Consider the following 16,565-nt stretch of genomic DNA (forward strand, 5'->3'; position numbering starts at 1 on the left):
CATCCGAAAAACATACACAGACCAATTGTTGCTTGGAAAGGATTTCCATGATAAGCATCTCTATTAAAATAAGGAGAAAATAAGCATACAGAAAACAACAAAGCTGAAATAAATAATCCTCTTGACAACTGATAGTTTACTCTAAATTTCATTTTATTTATAAACGAAGATTTGTTTATCTGTGCCATCACCTTAAAAATCACCTAACATAAAGTTAGTTATAAAACAGGTCAAAGTTTTGTACAAACTTTCCTTGAATGGTAGAATTGTATTTTCACGATAAATCACTTACAATTAATTACTAAAGATCTCATAAAAATGAAGCTCTTATTAATAGTAACTGGCTTGAATTTCCTATTACTGAATTGTCATCGATCTGTTTCTACAGTCTCCAGTAATACCCTCAATGAAAAGCCGTCATTTACCCAGATAGATTCACTTCGCCCCCCTGGCAATTCTGTGCTCCATGTGCTTGGAAAAGGAGAAAGTTTGGCGGATACGATCAGTATGGAAGAAGTTCGTCGTACGTTGAAAAAGAAAAACCCATCTACCAGAACCTATAGCACGGGTGATAATTCATTTGAAGCTGTCAAAGACACGACTGAATTATAAATAGAGATACTCCATCAAATTCGGAAAGTACAATCCCTGGCATTGATCAGAACAGTCAGAGATTGTACTTTAATTAAGGCTGTTGTATAACTCACATTATGTAAAGAGAATTTTCTTTGATAGAAGAATCCATATAAAAACTGCTGTTCGTATTTTAATACAATTGCCCTTTACCCACTGTTTCGATCGAAAAGAGCTTCCGCAGATCCTCAGACCCGACACCATTGTCTCCAGGTAAAGACGTTGCAAAAATAAATTGTTATCACTTAGCCCAATGACTGCATCAGGGCTTTGGCCTTGCGGATGTTCGTGTTAGCACGATCCGTTTCAATCAACCCGTCGCGGAGCCGGATAATACGGTGTGCGTACTCGGCAATATCTTCTTCGTGCGTAACCATAATCACGGTATTTCCCTTGCTATGAATCTGGTCGAAGAGGTCCATGATTTCGTAGGAGGTTTTGGTATCGAGGTTACCCGTTGGCTCATCGGCCAGCAGAATGCTTGGGTCGTTGACCAATGCCCGCGCTACGGCCACCCGTTGCCGTTGTCCACCCGATAACTCGTTGGGCCGGTGCCCGGCCCGATTTTCCAGACCAACGTTTTTGAGGGCCATCATCGCTTTTTCGGTGCGATCGGCTTTGCTGTAACCGGCGTAAATGAGCGGTAACGCCACGTTTTCGAGCGATGTTTGCCGGGGGAGCAGGTTGAACGTCTGGAAGACGAACCCAATCTCTTTGTTCCGAACTTCTGCCAGTTCGTTTTCCCCCATGCTGCTAACGTCCTGACTGTTTAGAATATACTTCCCGGACGTGGGCGAGTCGAGGCAGCCAACAATGTTCATGAGCGTCGATTTACCAGAACCTGATGGACCCATAAATGCAACGTACTCTCCCTTATGAATGCTGATCGTGATTGACTTGAGAGCCTCTACGACCTCAGTGCCCATCACATAGCGTTTGGCAATACTTTGGGTTTCAATAATATTCATAATTTGTTGGCTTATCAGCTGGCAGCTGCCGCAGTTCGACGTCGACGCTGGAAGTAATTACGGATAAACAGACCCGTTAAAATGACGACGTCAAGATTGGGCGTATGCCCGTCTTCACTCACCGTAATATCACCGGCATCCTCAAAAAATCTACGGGTCAGATCGTAACTGACAATTTCCCGTTCGGGCGAGCCATCAGGGTTTTCGAGAATCATGTCCCACTCCCGCATCAGCATATTATGGCGCTTCCACAGGTACGTTTCACCCGATGTTAAATTGAGTTCAGCCCGTTTGCCGAACTTAAGCTCAATATGGCCAATAATCTGATTATCAGCATCAACGCGATGAACATTAACGGAATGAAATAAAAAGCCATTCACGTCGAAGCGCAGCTGAATGCCATTCAGCGAAGCGGTCACATCCTTACCGAAAATGTCCCGCACCATTTCGCCAACGAGTTGACCATCCTGCATAATTTGCACATGACGGCTGAATGCTTCCTTGATCCAACTTAATTTATGGCTCATAGTGTATCGGATGAGAACAAACAAAACTACTTTATTGCAGAAACTTCTCCTTGTTCTTTTCGATTGACGCTAATTTTCCCTGATAAGTTAATACAAATGCCTGATAGTCGGCGAGCGTTGTTGCCGACTGCAGCTTGGCCAGTCCATTTTCAGCATAGTCGGGCAGGCTTAGTTCCAGACAGAGCATGACGTAGGTTTTGAGCAGATCAGCATTATCTTCGTTAAAGGGCAGTGCCGTCAACACCAACTCATAAGCGGGCTGAAACTTTTTCTGCTGCTGGTCGAGCTGGGCAGCTGCCGTAACGATACGGGCATTGAGGGGAGCCAGTGCCAGTGCCTGCCGGTATGCTTGCCGGGCCTGTGCGATCCGGCGGGTACGTTCGTAGGTCTGTCCCAGCCAGTAATCCCGTTCAGCCTGATAGTGGGGTAAAATAAATTCCCTGGCCATCGTTTCTGCCGATCCAACACTTCGCCGGAAGGCCGATAAACGAATGGCGACTACATTTCGCAGGGAAGTTGCCACAGGACTGACTTGCTTAGAATTCGGCAAACCCGACAGCACCAGCTGTGCATTACGCCACTGTAGCTGATCGAGGAAATCGTTCGTAAGAGCTACTCCCGCCACGGTTTTGAGGCTTGGTTCCTGAACGGTTTCCCAGTAAGCACCCCGGTTGGGATCGTCGGTCCGGTAGGTAGCGTAAAACGCTTTTTCCAGATCAGTCTGCGGTTTCCGTTCCTGATATAATACTTCCTTGAGAGCCGCTACGGCCGGGTCGCTTTTAGCGACTGCTTCCCAGAGCGGCTGCGCCAGGGCTGGGTCGTTGGCTTTAGTCAACGCCATTGCATGGAAATAAATAGAGGTCGTATCGGTATTGTACCCGAATGTTTCGGCCGCTTTTCGGTACAGCCCCTGCTCCATAAGCCATAATCCGGTCAGAGAGCGGTAAGCAGGGCCATTTTTGTCATCGCCCTCTGCCAGCTGACTCATCAGGCTAAAGGCTGCCGGGTGATTATGATTAGTATATTCGGCCACAGCGCGGGCAAGCAGTAAATCGTCCGTAAAATCCTGATTGACGGGGTCAGCCGATAAGCGCAGAAGCAAACTCGTCAACGACGTATCGGCACGTTTTGTGGCTAAGGTGTAGTTGTACAAACTGGCAAAACGACCAACACTTAACCCCGCTTCTACCTGCTCAGTAGCCAGCCAGTTCGGTTTCTGGGGTTGCGTGGTGTCGGCCTGTGTGAGTAAGCGGAGTGCAAGAACATTCGACTGATAGGACTCGTACGACAAATCCCGGCTAGTCTTTATCAGGCTCGAATCGGCCGCCAGCACCTTCGGATTTCGCACGTAAAATGACAGAAGGTTGGCTTCCGGCACTTCGCTCTTAGCCGCAAGACCCGTGGCTGATTTCAGGTAATAATAAGCCGAGTCAGCCACGCTGGTTCGTGCGTAGAGGTATCCCAGATTATTCTGCAACTCACCATTTTTCGGAAACGCCCGAATCCCCCGCTGCAAGGTTTTAACGGCTTCGAAGAACAAGTTCGTCTGCAAATAGGTCTGGCTCAATCCAGCATAGTCCTGCGGTTGAGGTTGCTTCAACAAAGCCTGCTGATAAAAGAAAGCGGCTGCCGTCTGGTTGTTCTGCGCTACCGCCAGCGAGGCCAGCGCATAGTTCGATTTATGGTTTTGGAATTCCTGCTCCAAGGCAAGTTGGTAAAACGCATTGGCCGACTGTGGTTCGCCGGTAGCGGTATACACATCGCCCAGCCCATTGTAATAGCCCGCTACCCCCTGCCGGAAGGTAATAAGGCCACCCGACGCCAGCAAAACAGCAATACCGAAAACACCCGCCACTCGAAACAGACTTAATTCCAGCCGTTTAGGTTTGTACAGTATTCGATAAACGGGCAAATTTTCTGTGTAGATCGGCAGAAAATTGATCAGGATATACGCGATAAAAACCACCCCCATCGCCAGGTGGGTATACACGATTACATCTTCAAACATCTCGACCAGCGGGTCGTTGGCCGTCGCAAACGCGTAGGTGATCGTGAGGGTTGTGATCAGGGCCAGACCGGCGTAGAGATAAGCCCCGGCATCGCGAAAGGAGATCGAATCCTGCTGCTGAACCAACCGACGGAAACCCCAGACGCCAAGGACTACCGAAATCAGGTATAGAATAAAGGGACTGATCGCCAGCACATCCCAATCAATGGACTTCGTATTTTTCAACCAGATAAGAATCAGATTGACAAGGTACAGCGCACTAATAAACAGAAAGTTATTCAGCCCCAGCACCCGCCGTTGCCCAACCGGCACGTCACCTTCTGAACGTCCCGCCGATGTAAGCCAGACCAACCCGGCAATGATTTCGGTAGCAATAAAGAAGATAAAGCCAATACTGAACACCAGCAGTACCGGCATTCCGTAGCTCACGACCACCAAAGCCGGGAACTTAACCGGCGACAAAGCCCCAATTGCCAGCGCAACGGCAGCCATTAACAGCCCGAAGGTAACCAGCCGAACAGGAATAAGCTGATCGGCCCGAAAAGCGTGGAAGTAATAACTGACCGAGCCAAAGACGAACGTCAGCAGCAGAAACAAATAATTACCGCCAAGGCCCGGCAGACCAAGCATTTCCCAGCGAAAAAAGGCCAGCCCGAGAATAAGAATCCCCATGCTGACCAGGTAGCGAATTCGGTCGAACCGGGTTATGGCGCTCAGCAGCAGGACGAATGCCAGACAGATAGCACTCAAAAAAGCCGTAGCTAGGCCGGGGTGTGTTTGCATTGCTCCCGCAATAAACTGCTCGGAAACCGCATAGGCTTTCCCTTTAACGGAGTAGTCGAGCAGGCCATCGGAGAACGTATGTTGTATGATAGGAAGCTCGTTGAGTTCGCTCAGCACATCCCACCGAACAACGTTGCTTAACCCCCTTATCCAAGCAACTGCAAAGAGAACAATACTGACAATGAAGGCAATAAAGCAAATCAGATAGGCAAGCCGATACCCCCGGCTCCAATCTTTCCAGAAAAATAAGGATGACATGAAAGAGAAACGTAGTTAAAGGCGGGTTAGTGCCTACGGTCACCTCCTACAAGTCGTACTGGGTAATCACTTACTGCTGTCCGCCACTGATACCCGACACAACAGGAACCAGATTTGTAGTAGCCAGGCAGGGGCTTGCCAGAATTTTGGCATCTAGCGGAACACGCCACCGCATAGCCCCCGATGTAGTACTGAGGCAATAAAGACTGGCATCCTGACCACCGAAATAAACAAACCCATTGTAGACGATAGCACTTGAACTGATGATACCGCCTGTACCGAATTTCCAGCGCAACATCCCGGTGGCGGCATCCAGCGAATAAAAAGTCTTGTCTTCAACACCAACATAAACAGCCCCATCGGCAACGGTCGCGCTGGCGCTTATACGGCCACTCGCGCTAAATTTCCAGCGTTGCTTACCCGTAGCTACATCGAGCGCATAAAAGGTGTAATCATCACTGCCGATGTATACGATTCCATTAGCAACGGTGGGGCTGGATGTCACAGGACCACCCGTGCTGAATTTCCATTTGAGGGCTCCTGAAGCGGCATCAATAGCGTACAGGTTGTAATCGTTGGTACCGATATAAACGACTCCCCCCACCACGGCCGGACTGGATGTAATTTTATCTCCTGCGCTGAATTTCCACCGCTGCGAACCCGTAGCTGCATCGAGGGCATATAACGTCTGATCTTTGCTACCTGCATAAACCAGCCCATTGGCCACAACCGGGCTGGATGTAACCCCGCCCGCCGTGCTGAATTTCCAGCGTTGAACACCCGTCAACAGATTGATTGCATACAGATTCTGGTCTTCACCACCCACAAACACCGTAGTACCTGAAACCACCGGGCTCGACAGAATGCTGTTTCCCGTACTAATCTTCCATTTCTGAGCACCTGTCAGCGCGTCAAAAGCGTGAACATTGCCGTTTTCACTACCTACAAACGCCATGCCTGCCGCTACATAGGCACTCGACGAGATAGACGAGCCGGTTGACGTCCGCCACTTTATGGCGCCCGTCCCCCCATCAATAGCAAAGAAGTTGCCCACTGCATTACCAATGTATACCAGCGAGCCGCCATTGACGATAGTACTGGCCACACTAGCTGTAACAGTATAAGAGCGAATTAACCCATCCATGCCTGTAACGGTGTACGATACTGGCTTGCTAAAATCTTGGGCTACTGCCGAAGCTGGTGCTACAATTGCGCCAGGCGACAGCGTAATACCGGGTACCAATTTGGTTAAGTCCGACCCGGCCGGTACGGTCGCTCTGATACTATAAATAACGGAGTCGATAACACCTATAGCCGTCGGCGTTACATTGGTGAAGGCGAATGACTCAATAGACTTACCCGTTGTTACAGGCTGGCTATCAATAGACGTTTTACAGGCTGAAACCAGCAGAATAAAACCGGTCAGCCCTAATAGTGAGGTAGATAAAGTCCGAAACATAGGCACAGCATAGAATAGTGAGCGGACAGAATAGTCCATACATAATCAATGTTTTCTAACACACATTAATTAAGTGTCAGAAAACATCAATAAGTAACCCAGCATTTATAGTGCCAAACTCGTTTTATTGGTAGACAAACCGCTTACATCAAGGCATGTCTTCTACCCTCTGCCGGTCATCTTTGTAAGCCGCAACAGTTTAGCCGCCACCTCATCGGTGAGTTGATCGGGTTGCAGCCGCCATTGCCAGCTTCGACCGCCCAGGCCGGGCGTGTTCATCCGGTGAGTTTCATCGAGGTTCAACACATCCTGAATGGGCATAATGGCCAAACGAGCCACTGACTGCATCGTAAGCCGGCACACTTGGTCGACTACATTCTTCTCGGTTACTTTAATACCCAGATAATCATTCATCCGCTGGCGATGAAGCTTGTCAAGCTCCCGATACCAGCCTAAGGTTGTGTTGTTGTCATGCGTGCCGGAATAGACGACAAAGTTTTCTGCATGATTATGTACCGCATACGTCGAGGTAGGCATATCGGCACCAAAGCCAAACTGAACAACCCGCATACCCGGTATACCGTAATGCCGGAGATAAGGCTGAATATCGGCGGCCTTCGCCCCGAGATCTTCAGCAATAATGGGGAGCTGAACGAACTGCCGGTGCATGGCATGCATGAATGACTCGATGGGTGCTTTGACCCACTCACCTACTTTGGCCGTTGGTTCGCTGGCCGGGATTTCCCAATACACGGCGAAGCCCAGAAAATGGTCGAGTCGGGTCAGGCTATAAAGCGACATCTGATGCCGCAGCCGACGCATCCACCAGGTAAAGCCAGTGCGTTCGTGCTCAGCCCAATCATAAATGGGATTACCCCAGCGCTGTCCATCCTCACTGAAATAATCCGGCGGGGCACCGGCAACAAATAACGGCTGAAAATTTTCGTCCAGCTTAAACAGCTCCGGGTTTGCCCATACATCAGCGCTGTTGAACTGAACGTAAATCGGGATATCGCCAATCAGGTGAATCTTCCGGGTGTAACAATAAGCGGCCAGTTCATTCCATTGCCGCAAAAAGAAATACTGAAGTACCTTAATAACCTCAATCTCATCCTGTAACAAGGTGGCCTGCCGGGCCAGAGCGTCCGGCTCACGACGCACAACTTCGGTAGGCCAGCGTACCCACACAGGTTCCTTCGTTGACTCCTGCAAAGCCGTAAAGAGCGCGTAATCATTTAGCCAATCAGCCTGCCAGGCGCAAAAGCGGTCATAGTCGCTACGCTGGGCTGGTGTAGCATCCTGCAAAAATGTTTTAGCCGCCTGGGTCAACAGGGGTTGTTTCTTAATCCAGGCCGCGTGGAGCGTAGAAGGTACCGACAAGCTCAGCGCCGGTTCCATATCCCTGTCATCGTCAGACGAAGGTTCGGAAACACGTACATTCTGAATAGGTTGTTCGTTAAATACCGCCAGATCGTCGCCACTTAATAAATTTTCGTCGGCCAATTTCTCCAGACTAATCATCAATATATTGCCGGCAAAGGCTGATGGACTACTGTACGGGGAGAATCCGGAACCGGGATCAACGGGTGTGAGTGGTAAAATCTGCCAGTAGGTTTGCCCGGAAGCTTCCAGGAAATCGGCGAACCGGTACGCTTCGGGGCCTAAATCGCCGACGCCATGCGCCGAGGGTAACGAAGTAATATGAAGCAGTAAACCACTTGAGCGTTGTTGAAGCATGAAAAAGAATCGTTGAGTCGAAAGGTATCCGTCGATTGCGAGCCGTTTTAGGTCAACTATTGCCTGATTATGCTTGACTACTAACTGACCGCCAACGGCTACCGACTTGTTTTTGTACAAATCTGCTCCAGACCGCTTTTGTTCAGTTTTTATCGTAAAAACCTTATTGCCAAATGCATTCCCAGCTTAATCAACTAGAAAATGACTGGACTCTTCCTTGACCTTACGCGGTTTTTCTCCTACTTTTGCAGTCCCAAACAATGGGCAACTTTTAATTAACAGTATATCCTATACAAATGATTACGGCAACGGCAGTCAATACGGGTAAGATTACGCAAATAATCGGGCCGGTCGTGGACGTGAGTTTCGAGGGCGAAGGCTCGCGAATTCCCGCCATCCTGGACGCCCTCAAAGTAACTAAAGCCAACGGACAACAGGTCATTCTGGAAGTTCAGCAACACCTAGGCGAAGACCGTGTCCGGACTATCGCGATGGACTCAACAGATGGTCTATACCGCGGTATAGATGTTATTGACCTGGGCCATCAGATTACGATGCCTACGGGCGAAGGCATCCGGGGTCGGCTTTTTAACGTTGTTGGCGAAGCCATTGACGGTATTCCACAACCAACCACAACCGGTGTTGGCCTGCCCATCCACCGCTCGGCGCCTAAGTTCGAAGACCTGGCGACATCGACCGAAGTACTGTTTACCGGTATTAAAGTGATCGACCTGCTGGAGCCTTACGCCAAAGGTGGTAAAATTGGTCTCTTCGGTGGTGCCGGTGTTGGTAAAACTGTATTGATTCAGGAATTGATCAACAACATCGCTAAAGCGTACGCTGGTCTCTCCGTATTTGCAGGTGTTGGTGAGCGTACCCGTGAAGGAAATGACCTGCTGCGTGAAATGATCGAAGCCGGCATCATCCGCTACGGCGATGCCTTTAAACATTCAATGGAAGAAGGTGGCTGGGATCTGACGAAAGTCGATCTTCAGGAAATGACAAATAGCCAGGCTACCTTCGTTTTCGGCCAGATGAACGAGCCACCGGGAGCACGTGCCCGCGTAGCCCTGTCGGGTCTGACCATTGCCGAGCACTTCCGCGATGGCGATGGTGAAGGCGAAGGCCGTGACATCTTGTTCTTCGTTGACAACATTTTCCGGTTCACCCAGGCGGGTTCGGAGGTATCGGCTCTGCTGGGTCGTATGCCATCGGCCGTGGGTTACCAGCCTACGCTGGCTACCGAAATGGGTGTCATGCAGGAGCGGATTACGTCGACTAAACGGGGTTCAATCACCTCGGTACAGGCCGTTTACGTACCTGCCGATGACTTGACCGACCCGGCTCCGGCTACAACCTTTGCTCACTTGGATGCTACGACCGTATTGAGCCGTAAAATCTCTGAGTTAGGTATCTACCCTGCCGTTGACCCGCTCGACTCTACGTCGCGGATTCTGTCGGCCGAGATTCTTGGCGACGAACATTACAACACGGCTCAGCGCGTGAAAGAGATTCTGCAACGCTACAAAGAATTGCAGGATATCATCGCTATTCTGGGTCTGGAAGAATTATCAGAAGAAGATAAACTGATCGTAAGCCGTGCCCGTCGTGTACAACGCTTCCTGTCGCAGCCGTTCTTCGTAGCTGAGCAGTTCACCGGCCTGAAAGGGGTACTCGTTCCGATCGAAGATACCATCAAAGGTTTCAACGAAATCATCGACGGTAAGTATGACCACCTGCCCGAAGCTGCTTTCAACCTGGTTGGCACCATCGAAGATGCCGTTGCTAAAGGTGAGCGCCTGCTGAAAGAGTCTGGCCAGTAATTGCCTGTCTCCGTGTACGTTTGCATTAAAGGAACTTACTGTAAATGTACACGGAGTACAATCCTTCCTCCAGTCAAATTAGTGAAATAATTCAAACACACTTGTTTTATGAAAACGATTCGATTGAGGGTGGGATTAACCCTTTTGTCCGTTGGTCTCACAGCAGCAACGATTGCCCCGGCCCAGATTACGGTGCCAACTGCCCCCGTAACGTCACCAACAGTTGGTGGAGCGATTAAGGATTCGGCCGTTACGCCTGGTTCGTCGGCAACGATGGTTCAGGAAAATGCCAATGCAGCCACGGCTCATTTAGACAATGCTGTAGCTGCCCTTGGGAAGGGCGATAAAGCAACTACTACGCAGGAACTCCAGACCGGGATTTCGGCACTGGAAGCAGAAGCGCAGCAGCAACCAACTTCGTTTAAAGACAAGCTGATGGCTCAGGCTGGCAAATTAAAAGCTTTACTCCCGCTCATTCCAACCGGTGCGTTAGGAAGTGGTGTGTTAGTTAAAGCCGTTAGTCTGGCTAAACTGGCTTCTGGCGGCAATCAGCTTGAAGGCATTCTGACAGCAGGATCTCTGATCGGTAAAGGCAGTCAGCTAACCGGCGGTTTATCAAACATTGGGGGTGCCTTGTCGGTGTTGGGTGGTAGCAGTGCTACTACCGGTCAGTCGCTGATATCAACCGCTATGGCCACCATTGGCAAGCTGAATCAGGGTGGCCTGATAGCCAAAGCCGCCGAACCCGCGGCCAAAAGTCAGATCGGCAGCGTACTTAATTTTGTAAAAGGAGCCTTATAAAAAAATGAATAATGTACAATGAATAATACTACCAATCGATTCATTATACATTAGCCATTATTCATTGTACATTATCATGACACTAGATATCATTACTCCCGATCGTAAAGTCTTCTCCGGCGAGGCTACGGCTGTTACATTTCCGGGCAGCGAAGGTCAATTTCAGGTTCTGAATAACCATGCTCCGCTGGTGAGCACGCTGGACAAAGGTCAGGTTGTTGTGCAGACGGCCTCAGGTCAGCAAACTTTTACCGTCGATGGTGGTGTAGTCGAAGTACTTCAGAATAGAGTACTTGTACTTGCCGAAGCCATAGTTGCCTAGAGGATTTACTCTTTTTGACATAAAAGCGATTCACTTACACCAGGTGGACCGCTTTTTTTATTGCCACTTCATCATTTACCAGTTACTTTGTTACCGACTCCAGGTACAACCATGACCAAAAAACCGTTTATCGTTGGTATCACCGGCGGCAGTGCTTCGGGAAAAACGTCTTTTTTAAAAGGGGTTCTCAGTGCGTTCACAGAGGACCAGATCTGCCTGATTTCACAGGATAATTACTACCTGAGCCGCGACATGATTCCGGTCGACGATCAGGGAATACATAATTTCGATCTGCCCGAAACGATCAACCATCATCTCTACGCCGAGCACATCGGTCAGCTGCGTAATGGTGAAACCGTCATACAAAAGGAATACACGTTCAACAACCCGAACATCGTCCCAAAAATGTTGACGTTCCATCCGGCCCCCATCATCGTGGTCGAGGGTATATTCGTATTCCACTTCCGTGAACTAGCCGACCAGATGGATCTAAAAATATTCATCGACGCCAAGAACAGCATCAAACTCGAACGCCGGGTTAAACGCGACGCCGAAGAGCGCGGCTACGACCTCGATGATGTGATGTACCGCTGGAAATACCACGTAAAACCCACCTACCGGCAGTTTATCAAGCCTTACCGCGCCGAAGCCGACATTGTCATTCCCAATAACAACCATTACCAGAAAGGACTGAATGTAGTTATCGAATTTTTGAAAACGAAAGTATAACGTAGCGCGGGTTTCTACCCGCGCTACACTTCTATTACCACCCCATCACTTTCCGGGTAGCCGGTGCAGGTGAGCACCCAGCCTTCGCTCAAGTCGCGCTCGGTCAACACATCATTGATAGTCATGTGGATGCTGCCCGACGTACAACGGGCTACACAGGTGGAGCAGCGTCCGCCCCGGCAACTGTAGGGCAACTTAATTCCCTCATCAAGAGCTGCCTGTAAAACAGATTTATAGGCCGGAACCTGGATCTCAACTTCACGAAGCTCTCCCTCTCGTTGCCGGATACGCAGCAAAACCGTTCGGTCCTGCGCCAGAGCAGGCGGGGGCGTCAACACAACTGGTTTAATGACGAAATCTTCCCGCCGAATCTGGTCGGATCGAAACCCGCTAAAGATAATAGTGAACTGCACCGTCCGCATATAATCGCCCGGCCCACAAATGTAGAACCGGAGCGTCTGTGGGTCCGATGTACCGACCAGGTCGGGCAGCAATCGTTCGAGCATGACGTTGTTGAGCCGCCCGCGAAGGCCATTCCAGTCGTCAGACGGGTTGCTGAGCAAATAAATCAACCGGAATCGATTGGGGTATTGCGTCTGTAACTCGTCCAACTCGGTTCGAAAAATAATATTCGACTCACGGGGACTACTGTATAGCAGGGTGACCCAGCGGCTCGGTTCCGTCCACAAAACCTCCTTTATAATGGCGAACAACGGCGTTATACCACTCCCTGCACCCAGAAGCACTAAATCGCCCACGGTCTGTTGATCAACTGTAAATCGCCCGGCGGGGTGCAGACTTTTCAGTTCATCGCCAACCTGTAGCGTATTAAGCAGATACCGGGATATTTCGCCGTTTTCTACCCGTTTGATGGTCAGGCGAAGTGGCTCATCGGCCGCCGAACTAAGTGAATACGACCGCCGGACTTCATGCCCATTGTGAATAAGAATTAATGTCAGAAACTGTCCGGCCCGGTGCGGAACGGACCGCCCATCGACCGATTCCAGAAAGTAGCTTTTGGTGTCTGATGCTTCTGAATGAATACGCGTGATCCGCAGCGTAAGAAAATCGTCGGTCATGAACAGGTCTGCTTTATACCAAAACTAATCAAATGAGGGCGGATGTTTGAAAGCCCGGTTGATTTACTGAAATTCGCCCCGTTGCTGACATCATCTGTTTATGGTACAGCAATCGTTAAGAGTCACCGTCGTATAAGGGTGTTGTTACTGAAGCGTGACATTTTACCCTGATTCAGTGTTTACTATAAAATCGCTTTTAATCTTACTAATGGAAGCACTCCTGGAAGAAGTTCAGCGCGTTGGGTACGTCAACAAACCCGTTGCGGAAGACATAGATTTAGTGGCCGAAATTAACCGGCTCAAGAAAGAGAAAAATGCCGTTATCCTGGCCCACTATTATGTAGACGGAGCCATTCAGGATATTGCCGACTACATTGGCGACAGCCTCGGCCTCTCCCAACAGGCAGCCGCTACCCCCGCTGATATGATCGTCTTCTGTGGCGTCCATTTCATGGGTGAAACGGCCAAGGTTTTATCACCCGAGAAAAAAGTCGTTATCCCTGACCTTAACGCGGGTTGCTCCCTCGCCGATTCGGCTCCTGCGGATAAATTTGCGGCTTTTAAAGCCCAATACCCCGACCACATCGTACTCTCGTACATCAACTGCTCGGCCGAAATTAAGGCCTTGTCCGATATTATAGTTACCTCGTCCAACGCACTGAAGATTGTCGAGAGCTTGCCGAAAGATCAAAAGATCATCTTTGCACCGGATGCCAACCTCGGCCGTTTCGTCTCGAAGAAAACCGGGCGCGACATGGTGCTATGGGATGGCGCCTGCATCGTTCACATCGACATTTCGCTGGAGAAGCTGCATAAACTTCGGGCTGACTACCCCGAAGCCAAGTTCATTGCCCACCCCGAATGTCAGGAGCATATACTGAGTGAAGCCGATTATATAGGCTCAACAACGGCGCTGCTGAAATACGTAGTCGACAGCCCGGAGCAAACGTTTATTGTGGGTACCGAAGCGGGGATTCTGCACAAGATGCGGGAGGCCGCACCGCATAAGAAGATCATTCCGGCCCCGGCCAGCCAGAACAACACCTGCGCCTGTTCGGAGTGCCCGTACATGAAGATGAACACCATGGAGAAGGTCTATAACGCCATGCTCTACGAACAGCCGGAAATTATTGTACCGGAAGATGTGCGACTGAAAGCGTACGAGTCGGTGGCACGGATGCTGGAGTTGAGTAACTAGTTATCTGACAAACCCTTAAACACCAAGAGAATTATGAACTGGCGAGATTATATTGCTTCAGACCCAGCCATTATGTTCGGCAAGCCTGTTATCAAGGGTACACGTATTCCAGTGGATTTGGTTTTGGAGAAACTTGGTAACGGTGAAACAATACCTCAGTTAGTAGCATCATACCCACATGTTACAGAAGAAGGACTTTATGCCTGTCTGCTGTTCGCTTCGGAGACGATAAAAAACGAGGTTGTCTACGCCCATGCAGGATGAGCGTTCGTTTGTAGCCGACGAAAATTTCGATTTTGCTGTTGTCAAACAACTATGAGAAAACGGGTTCTCTGTCATTGCAATAGCCGAATCATTTTCCAGTATACCTGATACACAAGTATTACAAATTGCTGTAGACAGAAATGCTATTCTGCTCACAGAGGATAAAGATTTTGGTGAACTGGTCCACCGTCTCCGCATGAATCATTGTGGAATTTTGTTGGTCAGACTTTTAAAAATGAATAGTGCAGAAAAGTCAAAACGGGTTATGGAGGTAATTATGAAACAGGGGGATGAGCTAATGAATAGCTTCTCTGTATTAAGCAACGAACAACTCCGCATAAGACCTGCCAAATAAAAAATCAATGCCCCATCAATTCGATTTCTTAGTTATTGGCTCCGGGATTGCGGGCCTAAGTTACGCCACCAAGCTGGCCATGCACTTCGACAACCTGCAACAGGATGTGCGCATTGGCGTCATTACCAAAGTGCAGGCCGACGAAACCAACACCAAATACGCCCAGGGCGGTATTGCGGCTGTGTGGTCGGAGGATGACTCGTTCGAGAAGCACATTGAAGATACCATGGTGGCAGGCGATTTCCTGAGCGACCGCCACATTGTCGAGATCGTCGTCAACGAAGGGCCGGGGCGCATTCAGGAACTGATAAGCTACGGCACCCGCTTCGACAAGGAGCATGGCGGTACGGATTATGACCTCGCCAAAGAAGGCGGCCACTCCGACTACCGGATTCTGCACTTTAAAGACATTACCGGGGCCGAAATCGAGCGGGCCTTGCTCGAAAAAGCGAACTCGCTGAAGTCGATTGAGATTTTTACGCATTTCTACGCCGTTGAACTCATCACGCGCCACCAGCTTGGCGAAACCGTTCATCGGTACGACACAGACAATAAATGCTTTGGGGCTTACGTCCTGAACACCCAGACGGGTCAGGTCGAGGTGTTTCTGGCGAAAACAACGCTTCTGGCTACCGGCGGCATCGGCAACATTTACCAGAATACGACCAATCCCAATATTGCCACCGGCGATGGTATTGCGATGGCCTACCGCGCCAAGGGTATTGGCAAGGATATGGAGTTTATCCAGTTCCACCCCACGGCACTGTATGAACCGGGCAAAAAACCCAACTTCCTCATTTCGGAAGCTGTGCGGGGCTTTGGCGGCATACTCCGCACCCGAAAAGGCGAAACGTTCATGGAGAACTACGACCCGCGCCTATCCCTCGCCCCGCGCGATATTGTGGCCCGCGCCATCGACTCCGAAATGAAAAAAGCCGGTGACCCGCATGTGTACCTCGACGTGACCCACTGCGATTATGAGAAGTTTATCGAGCATTTCCCGAACATAACGGCCTATTGCCGCGAACATCTGGGACTCGATCTGCGGAAAGATTATATCCCGGTTGTTCCAGCACAGCATTACCTCTGCGGAGGCATCCGGGTCAATGAATGGGGCCAAACGAACATTCAGTTCCTGTACGCTGTGGGTGAATGCTCCTGCACCGGGTTGCACGGTGCCAATCGTCTGGCTTCCAACTCGCTGCTGGAAGCTGTTGTCTTTGGCCATCGGGCGTTCGAAAAAACGGTCGAGTTACTCGGCCAGGCTGCTATTCCCGATAATATCCCCGACTGGAACGATGCCGGAACTACCCACCCCGAAGAACTGGTATTGGTGACCGAGATGAAGAAAGAACTGGAGTCGATCATGTCGAACTACGTAGGTATTGTCCGCTCGAACCGACGTCTGAAACGGGCGATGGACCGACTTGAACTACTGTACCTGGAACACGAAGAACTGTACCGCCAATCGAAAGTATCGGTGCCCATCTGCGAACTTCGGAACATGATCGAAGTGGCCTATCTGGTCATTAAAATGGCGATGGCCCGGCGTGAGAATCGGGGATTACATTTTAATCTAGACAATGAAAAGTAATGTCTGGGCCAAGCCAGCGCTTGGCTC

Annotated in this window: 14 protein-coding genes and 1 pseudogene; 9 read left to right on the forward strand and 6 right to left on the reverse strand. The window is 49.8% G+C overall.

Features of this window, described 5'->3' with window-relative positions; genetic code table 11:
* The first annotated feature begins 318 nt into the window (after positions 1 to 318).
* The gene (locus NT073_RS08565; protein ID WP_297371773.1) at positions 319 to 612 is read left to right on the forward strand and encodes a hypothetical protein; all 294 of its coding nucleotides are present in this window, start codon (positions 319 to 321) and stop codon (positions 610 to 612) included.
* A gap of 266 nt (positions 613 to 878) precedes the next feature.
* Here NT073_RS08565 and NT073_RS08570 read toward each other — a convergent pair whose 3' ends face one another.
* From NT073_RS08570 to malQ, 5 genes are all read right to left on the reverse strand, one after another.
* Positions 879 to 1,601, reverse strand: coding sequence for an ABC transporter ATP-binding protein (locus tag NT073_RS08570; protein ID WP_297371776.1), 723 nt, complete (start codon positions 1,599 to 1,601; stop codon positions 879 to 881).
* A gap of 14 nt (positions 1,602 to 1,615) precedes the next feature.
* Complete coding sequence (locus NT073_RS08575) at positions 1,616 to 2,128, reverse strand: hypothetical protein (RefSeq protein ID WP_297371779.1); 513 nt, start codon at positions 2,126 to 2,128, stop codon at positions 1,616 to 1,618.
* 31 nt (positions 2,129 to 2,159) lie between these two features.
* Positions 2,160 to 5,177: a hypothetical protein gene (locus tag NT073_RS08580; RefSeq protein WP_297371782.1), complete on the reverse strand. Its 3,018-nt coding sequence runs from the start codon at positions 5,175 to 5,177 to the stop codon at positions 2,160 to 2,162.
* 70 nt (positions 5,178 to 5,247) lie between these two features.
* Positions 5,248 to 6,636, reverse strand: coding sequence for a PQQ-binding-like beta-propeller repeat protein (locus NT073_RS08585; protein ID WP_297371785.1), 1,389 nt, complete (start codon positions 6,634 to 6,636; stop codon positions 5,248 to 5,250).
* Between the two features lie 162 nt (positions 6,637 to 6,798).
* Positions 6,799 to 8,373 (reverse strand): 4-alpha-glucanotransferase, encoded by a 1,575-nt coding sequence (malQ, locus tag NT073_RS08590; protein ID WP_297371788.1) that lies wholly within the window; start codon positions 8,371 to 8,373, stop codon positions 6,799 to 6,801.
* Positions 8,374 to 8,669: 296 nt separating this feature from the next.
* Between malQ and atpD the strand changes: the two genes are divergently transcribed.
* From atpD to udk, 4 genes are all read left to right on the forward strand, one after another.
* Complete coding sequence (atpD, locus tag NT073_RS08595) at positions 8,670 to 10,196, forward strand: F0F1 ATP synthase subunit beta (RefSeq protein ID WP_297371791.1); 1,527 nt, start codon at positions 8,670 to 8,672, stop codon at positions 10,194 to 10,196.
* A 108-nt stretch (positions 10,197 to 10,304) separates the two neighbouring features.
* Positions 10,305 to 10,997, forward strand: coding sequence for a hypothetical protein (locus NT073_RS08600; protein WP_297371794.1), 693 nt, complete (start codon positions 10,305 to 10,307; stop codon positions 10,995 to 10,997).
* A 76-nt stretch (positions 10,998 to 11,073) separates the two neighbouring features.
* Positions 11,074 to 11,319, forward strand: a complete 246-nt coding sequence (gene atpC, locus NT073_RS08605) for an ATP synthase F1 subunit epsilon (RefSeq protein WP_012929599.1) — start codon at positions 11,074 to 11,076, stop codon at positions 11,317 to 11,319.
* 111 nt (positions 11,320 to 11,430) lie between these two features.
* Positions 11,431 to 12,048: a uridine kinase gene (gene udk, locus NT073_RS08610; RefSeq protein WP_297371797.1), complete on the forward strand. Its 618-nt coding sequence runs from the start codon at positions 11,431 to 11,433 to the stop codon at positions 12,046 to 12,048.
* 23 nt (positions 12,049 to 12,071) lie between these two features.
* On the opposite strand, the gene NT073_RS08615 is transcribed toward udk, so the two are convergent.
* Positions 12,072 to 13,127 carry a ferredoxin--NADP reductase gene (locus NT073_RS08615; protein WP_297371799.1) on the reverse strand — a complete coding sequence of 352 codons (1,056 nt, stop codon included), beginning with the start codon at positions 13,125 to 13,127 and terminating at the stop codon, positions 12,072 to 12,074.
* A gap of 208 nt (positions 13,128 to 13,335) precedes the next feature.
* Between NT073_RS08615 and nadA the strand changes: the two genes are divergently transcribed.
* From nadA to nadB, 4 genes and pseudogenes are all read left to right on the forward strand, one after another.
* Positions 13,336 to 14,325 (forward strand): quinolinate synthase NadA, encoded by a 990-nt coding sequence (nadA, locus tag NT073_RS08620; protein ID WP_297371802.1) that lies wholly within the window; start codon positions 13,336 to 13,338, stop codon positions 14,323 to 14,325.
* Positions 14,326 to 14,358: 33 nt separating this feature from the next.
* The gene (locus tag NT073_RS08625) at positions 14,359 to 14,589 is read left to right on the forward strand and encodes a DUF433 domain-containing protein (RefSeq protein ID WP_297371805.1); all 231 of its coding nucleotides are present in this window, start codon (positions 14,359 to 14,361) and stop codon (positions 14,587 to 14,589) included.
* A 70-nt stretch (positions 14,590 to 14,659) separates the two neighbouring features.
* Positions 14,660 to 14,944: pseudogene (locus NT073_RS33345) on the forward strand (DUF5615 family PIN-like protein); the annotation flags it as partial.
* 7 nt (positions 14,945 to 14,951) lie between these two features.
* On the forward strand, positions 14,952 to 16,538 hold the full coding sequence (gene nadB / locus NT073_RS08630) for an L-aspartate oxidase (RefSeq protein WP_297371808.1): 1,587 nt from the start codon (positions 14,952 to 14,954) through the stop codon (positions 16,536 to 16,538).
* Positions 16,539 to 16,565: the final 27 nt, after the last annotated feature.

This window comes from Spirosoma sp. (assembly GCF_026391055.1).
In the GTDB taxonomy this organism is placed as follows: Bacteria; Bacteroidota; Bacteroidia; order Cytophagales; family Spirosomataceae; genus Spirosoma.

Bases quoted from the DNA above. Each gene is read 5' to 3' on its own strand.
- NT073_RS08565 (WP_297371773.1), top strand. From the start codon at position 319: ATGAAGCTCTTATTAATAGTAACTGGCTTGAATTTCCTATTACTGAAT.
- NT073_RS08570 (WP_297371776.1), bottom strand. From the start codon at position 1,601: ATGAATATTATTGAAACCCAAAGTATTGCCAAACGCTATGTGATGGGC.
- NT073_RS08575 (WP_297371779.1), bottom strand. From the start codon at position 2,128: ATGAGCCATAAATTAAGTTGGATCAAGGAAGCATTCAGCCGTCATGTG.
- NT073_RS08580 (WP_297371782.1), bottom strand. From the start codon at position 5,177: ATGTCATCCTTATTTTTCTGGAAAGATTGGAGCCGGGGGTATCGGCTT.
- NT073_RS08585 (WP_297371785.1), bottom strand. From the start codon at position 6,636: ATGTTTCGGACTTTATCTACCTCACTATTAGGGCTGACCGGTTTTATT.
- malQ (WP_297371788.1), bottom strand. From the start codon at position 8,373: ATGCTTCAACAACGCTCAAGTGGTTTACTGCTTCATATTACTTCGTTA.
- atpD (WP_297371791.1), top strand. From the start codon at position 8,670: ATGATTACGGCAACGGCAGTCAATACGGGTAAGATTACGCAAATAATC.
- NT073_RS08600 (WP_297371794.1), top strand. From the start codon at position 10,305: ATGAAAACGATTCGATTGAGGGTGGGATTAACCCTTTTGTCCGTTGGT.
- atpC (WP_012929599.1), top strand. From the start codon at position 11,074: ATGACACTAGATATCATTACTCCCGATCGTAAAGTCTTCTCCGGCGAG.
- udk (WP_297371797.1), top strand. From the start codon at position 11,431: ATGACCAAAAAACCGTTTATCGTTGGTATCACCGGCGGCAGTGCTTCG.
- NT073_RS08615 (WP_297371799.1), bottom strand. From the start codon at position 13,127: ATGACCGACGATTTTCTTACGCTGCGGATCACGCGTATTCATTCAGAA.
- nadA (WP_297371802.1), top strand. From the start codon at position 13,336: ATGGAAGCACTCCTGGAAGAAGTTCAGCGCGTTGGGTACGTCAACAAA.
- NT073_RS08625 (WP_297371805.1), top strand. From the start codon at position 14,359: ATGAACTGGCGAGATTATATTGCTTCAGACCCAGCCATTATGTTCGGC.
- nadB (WP_297371808.1), top strand. From the start codon at position 14,952: ATGCCCCATCAATTCGATTTCTTAGTTATTGGCTCCGGGATTGCGGGC.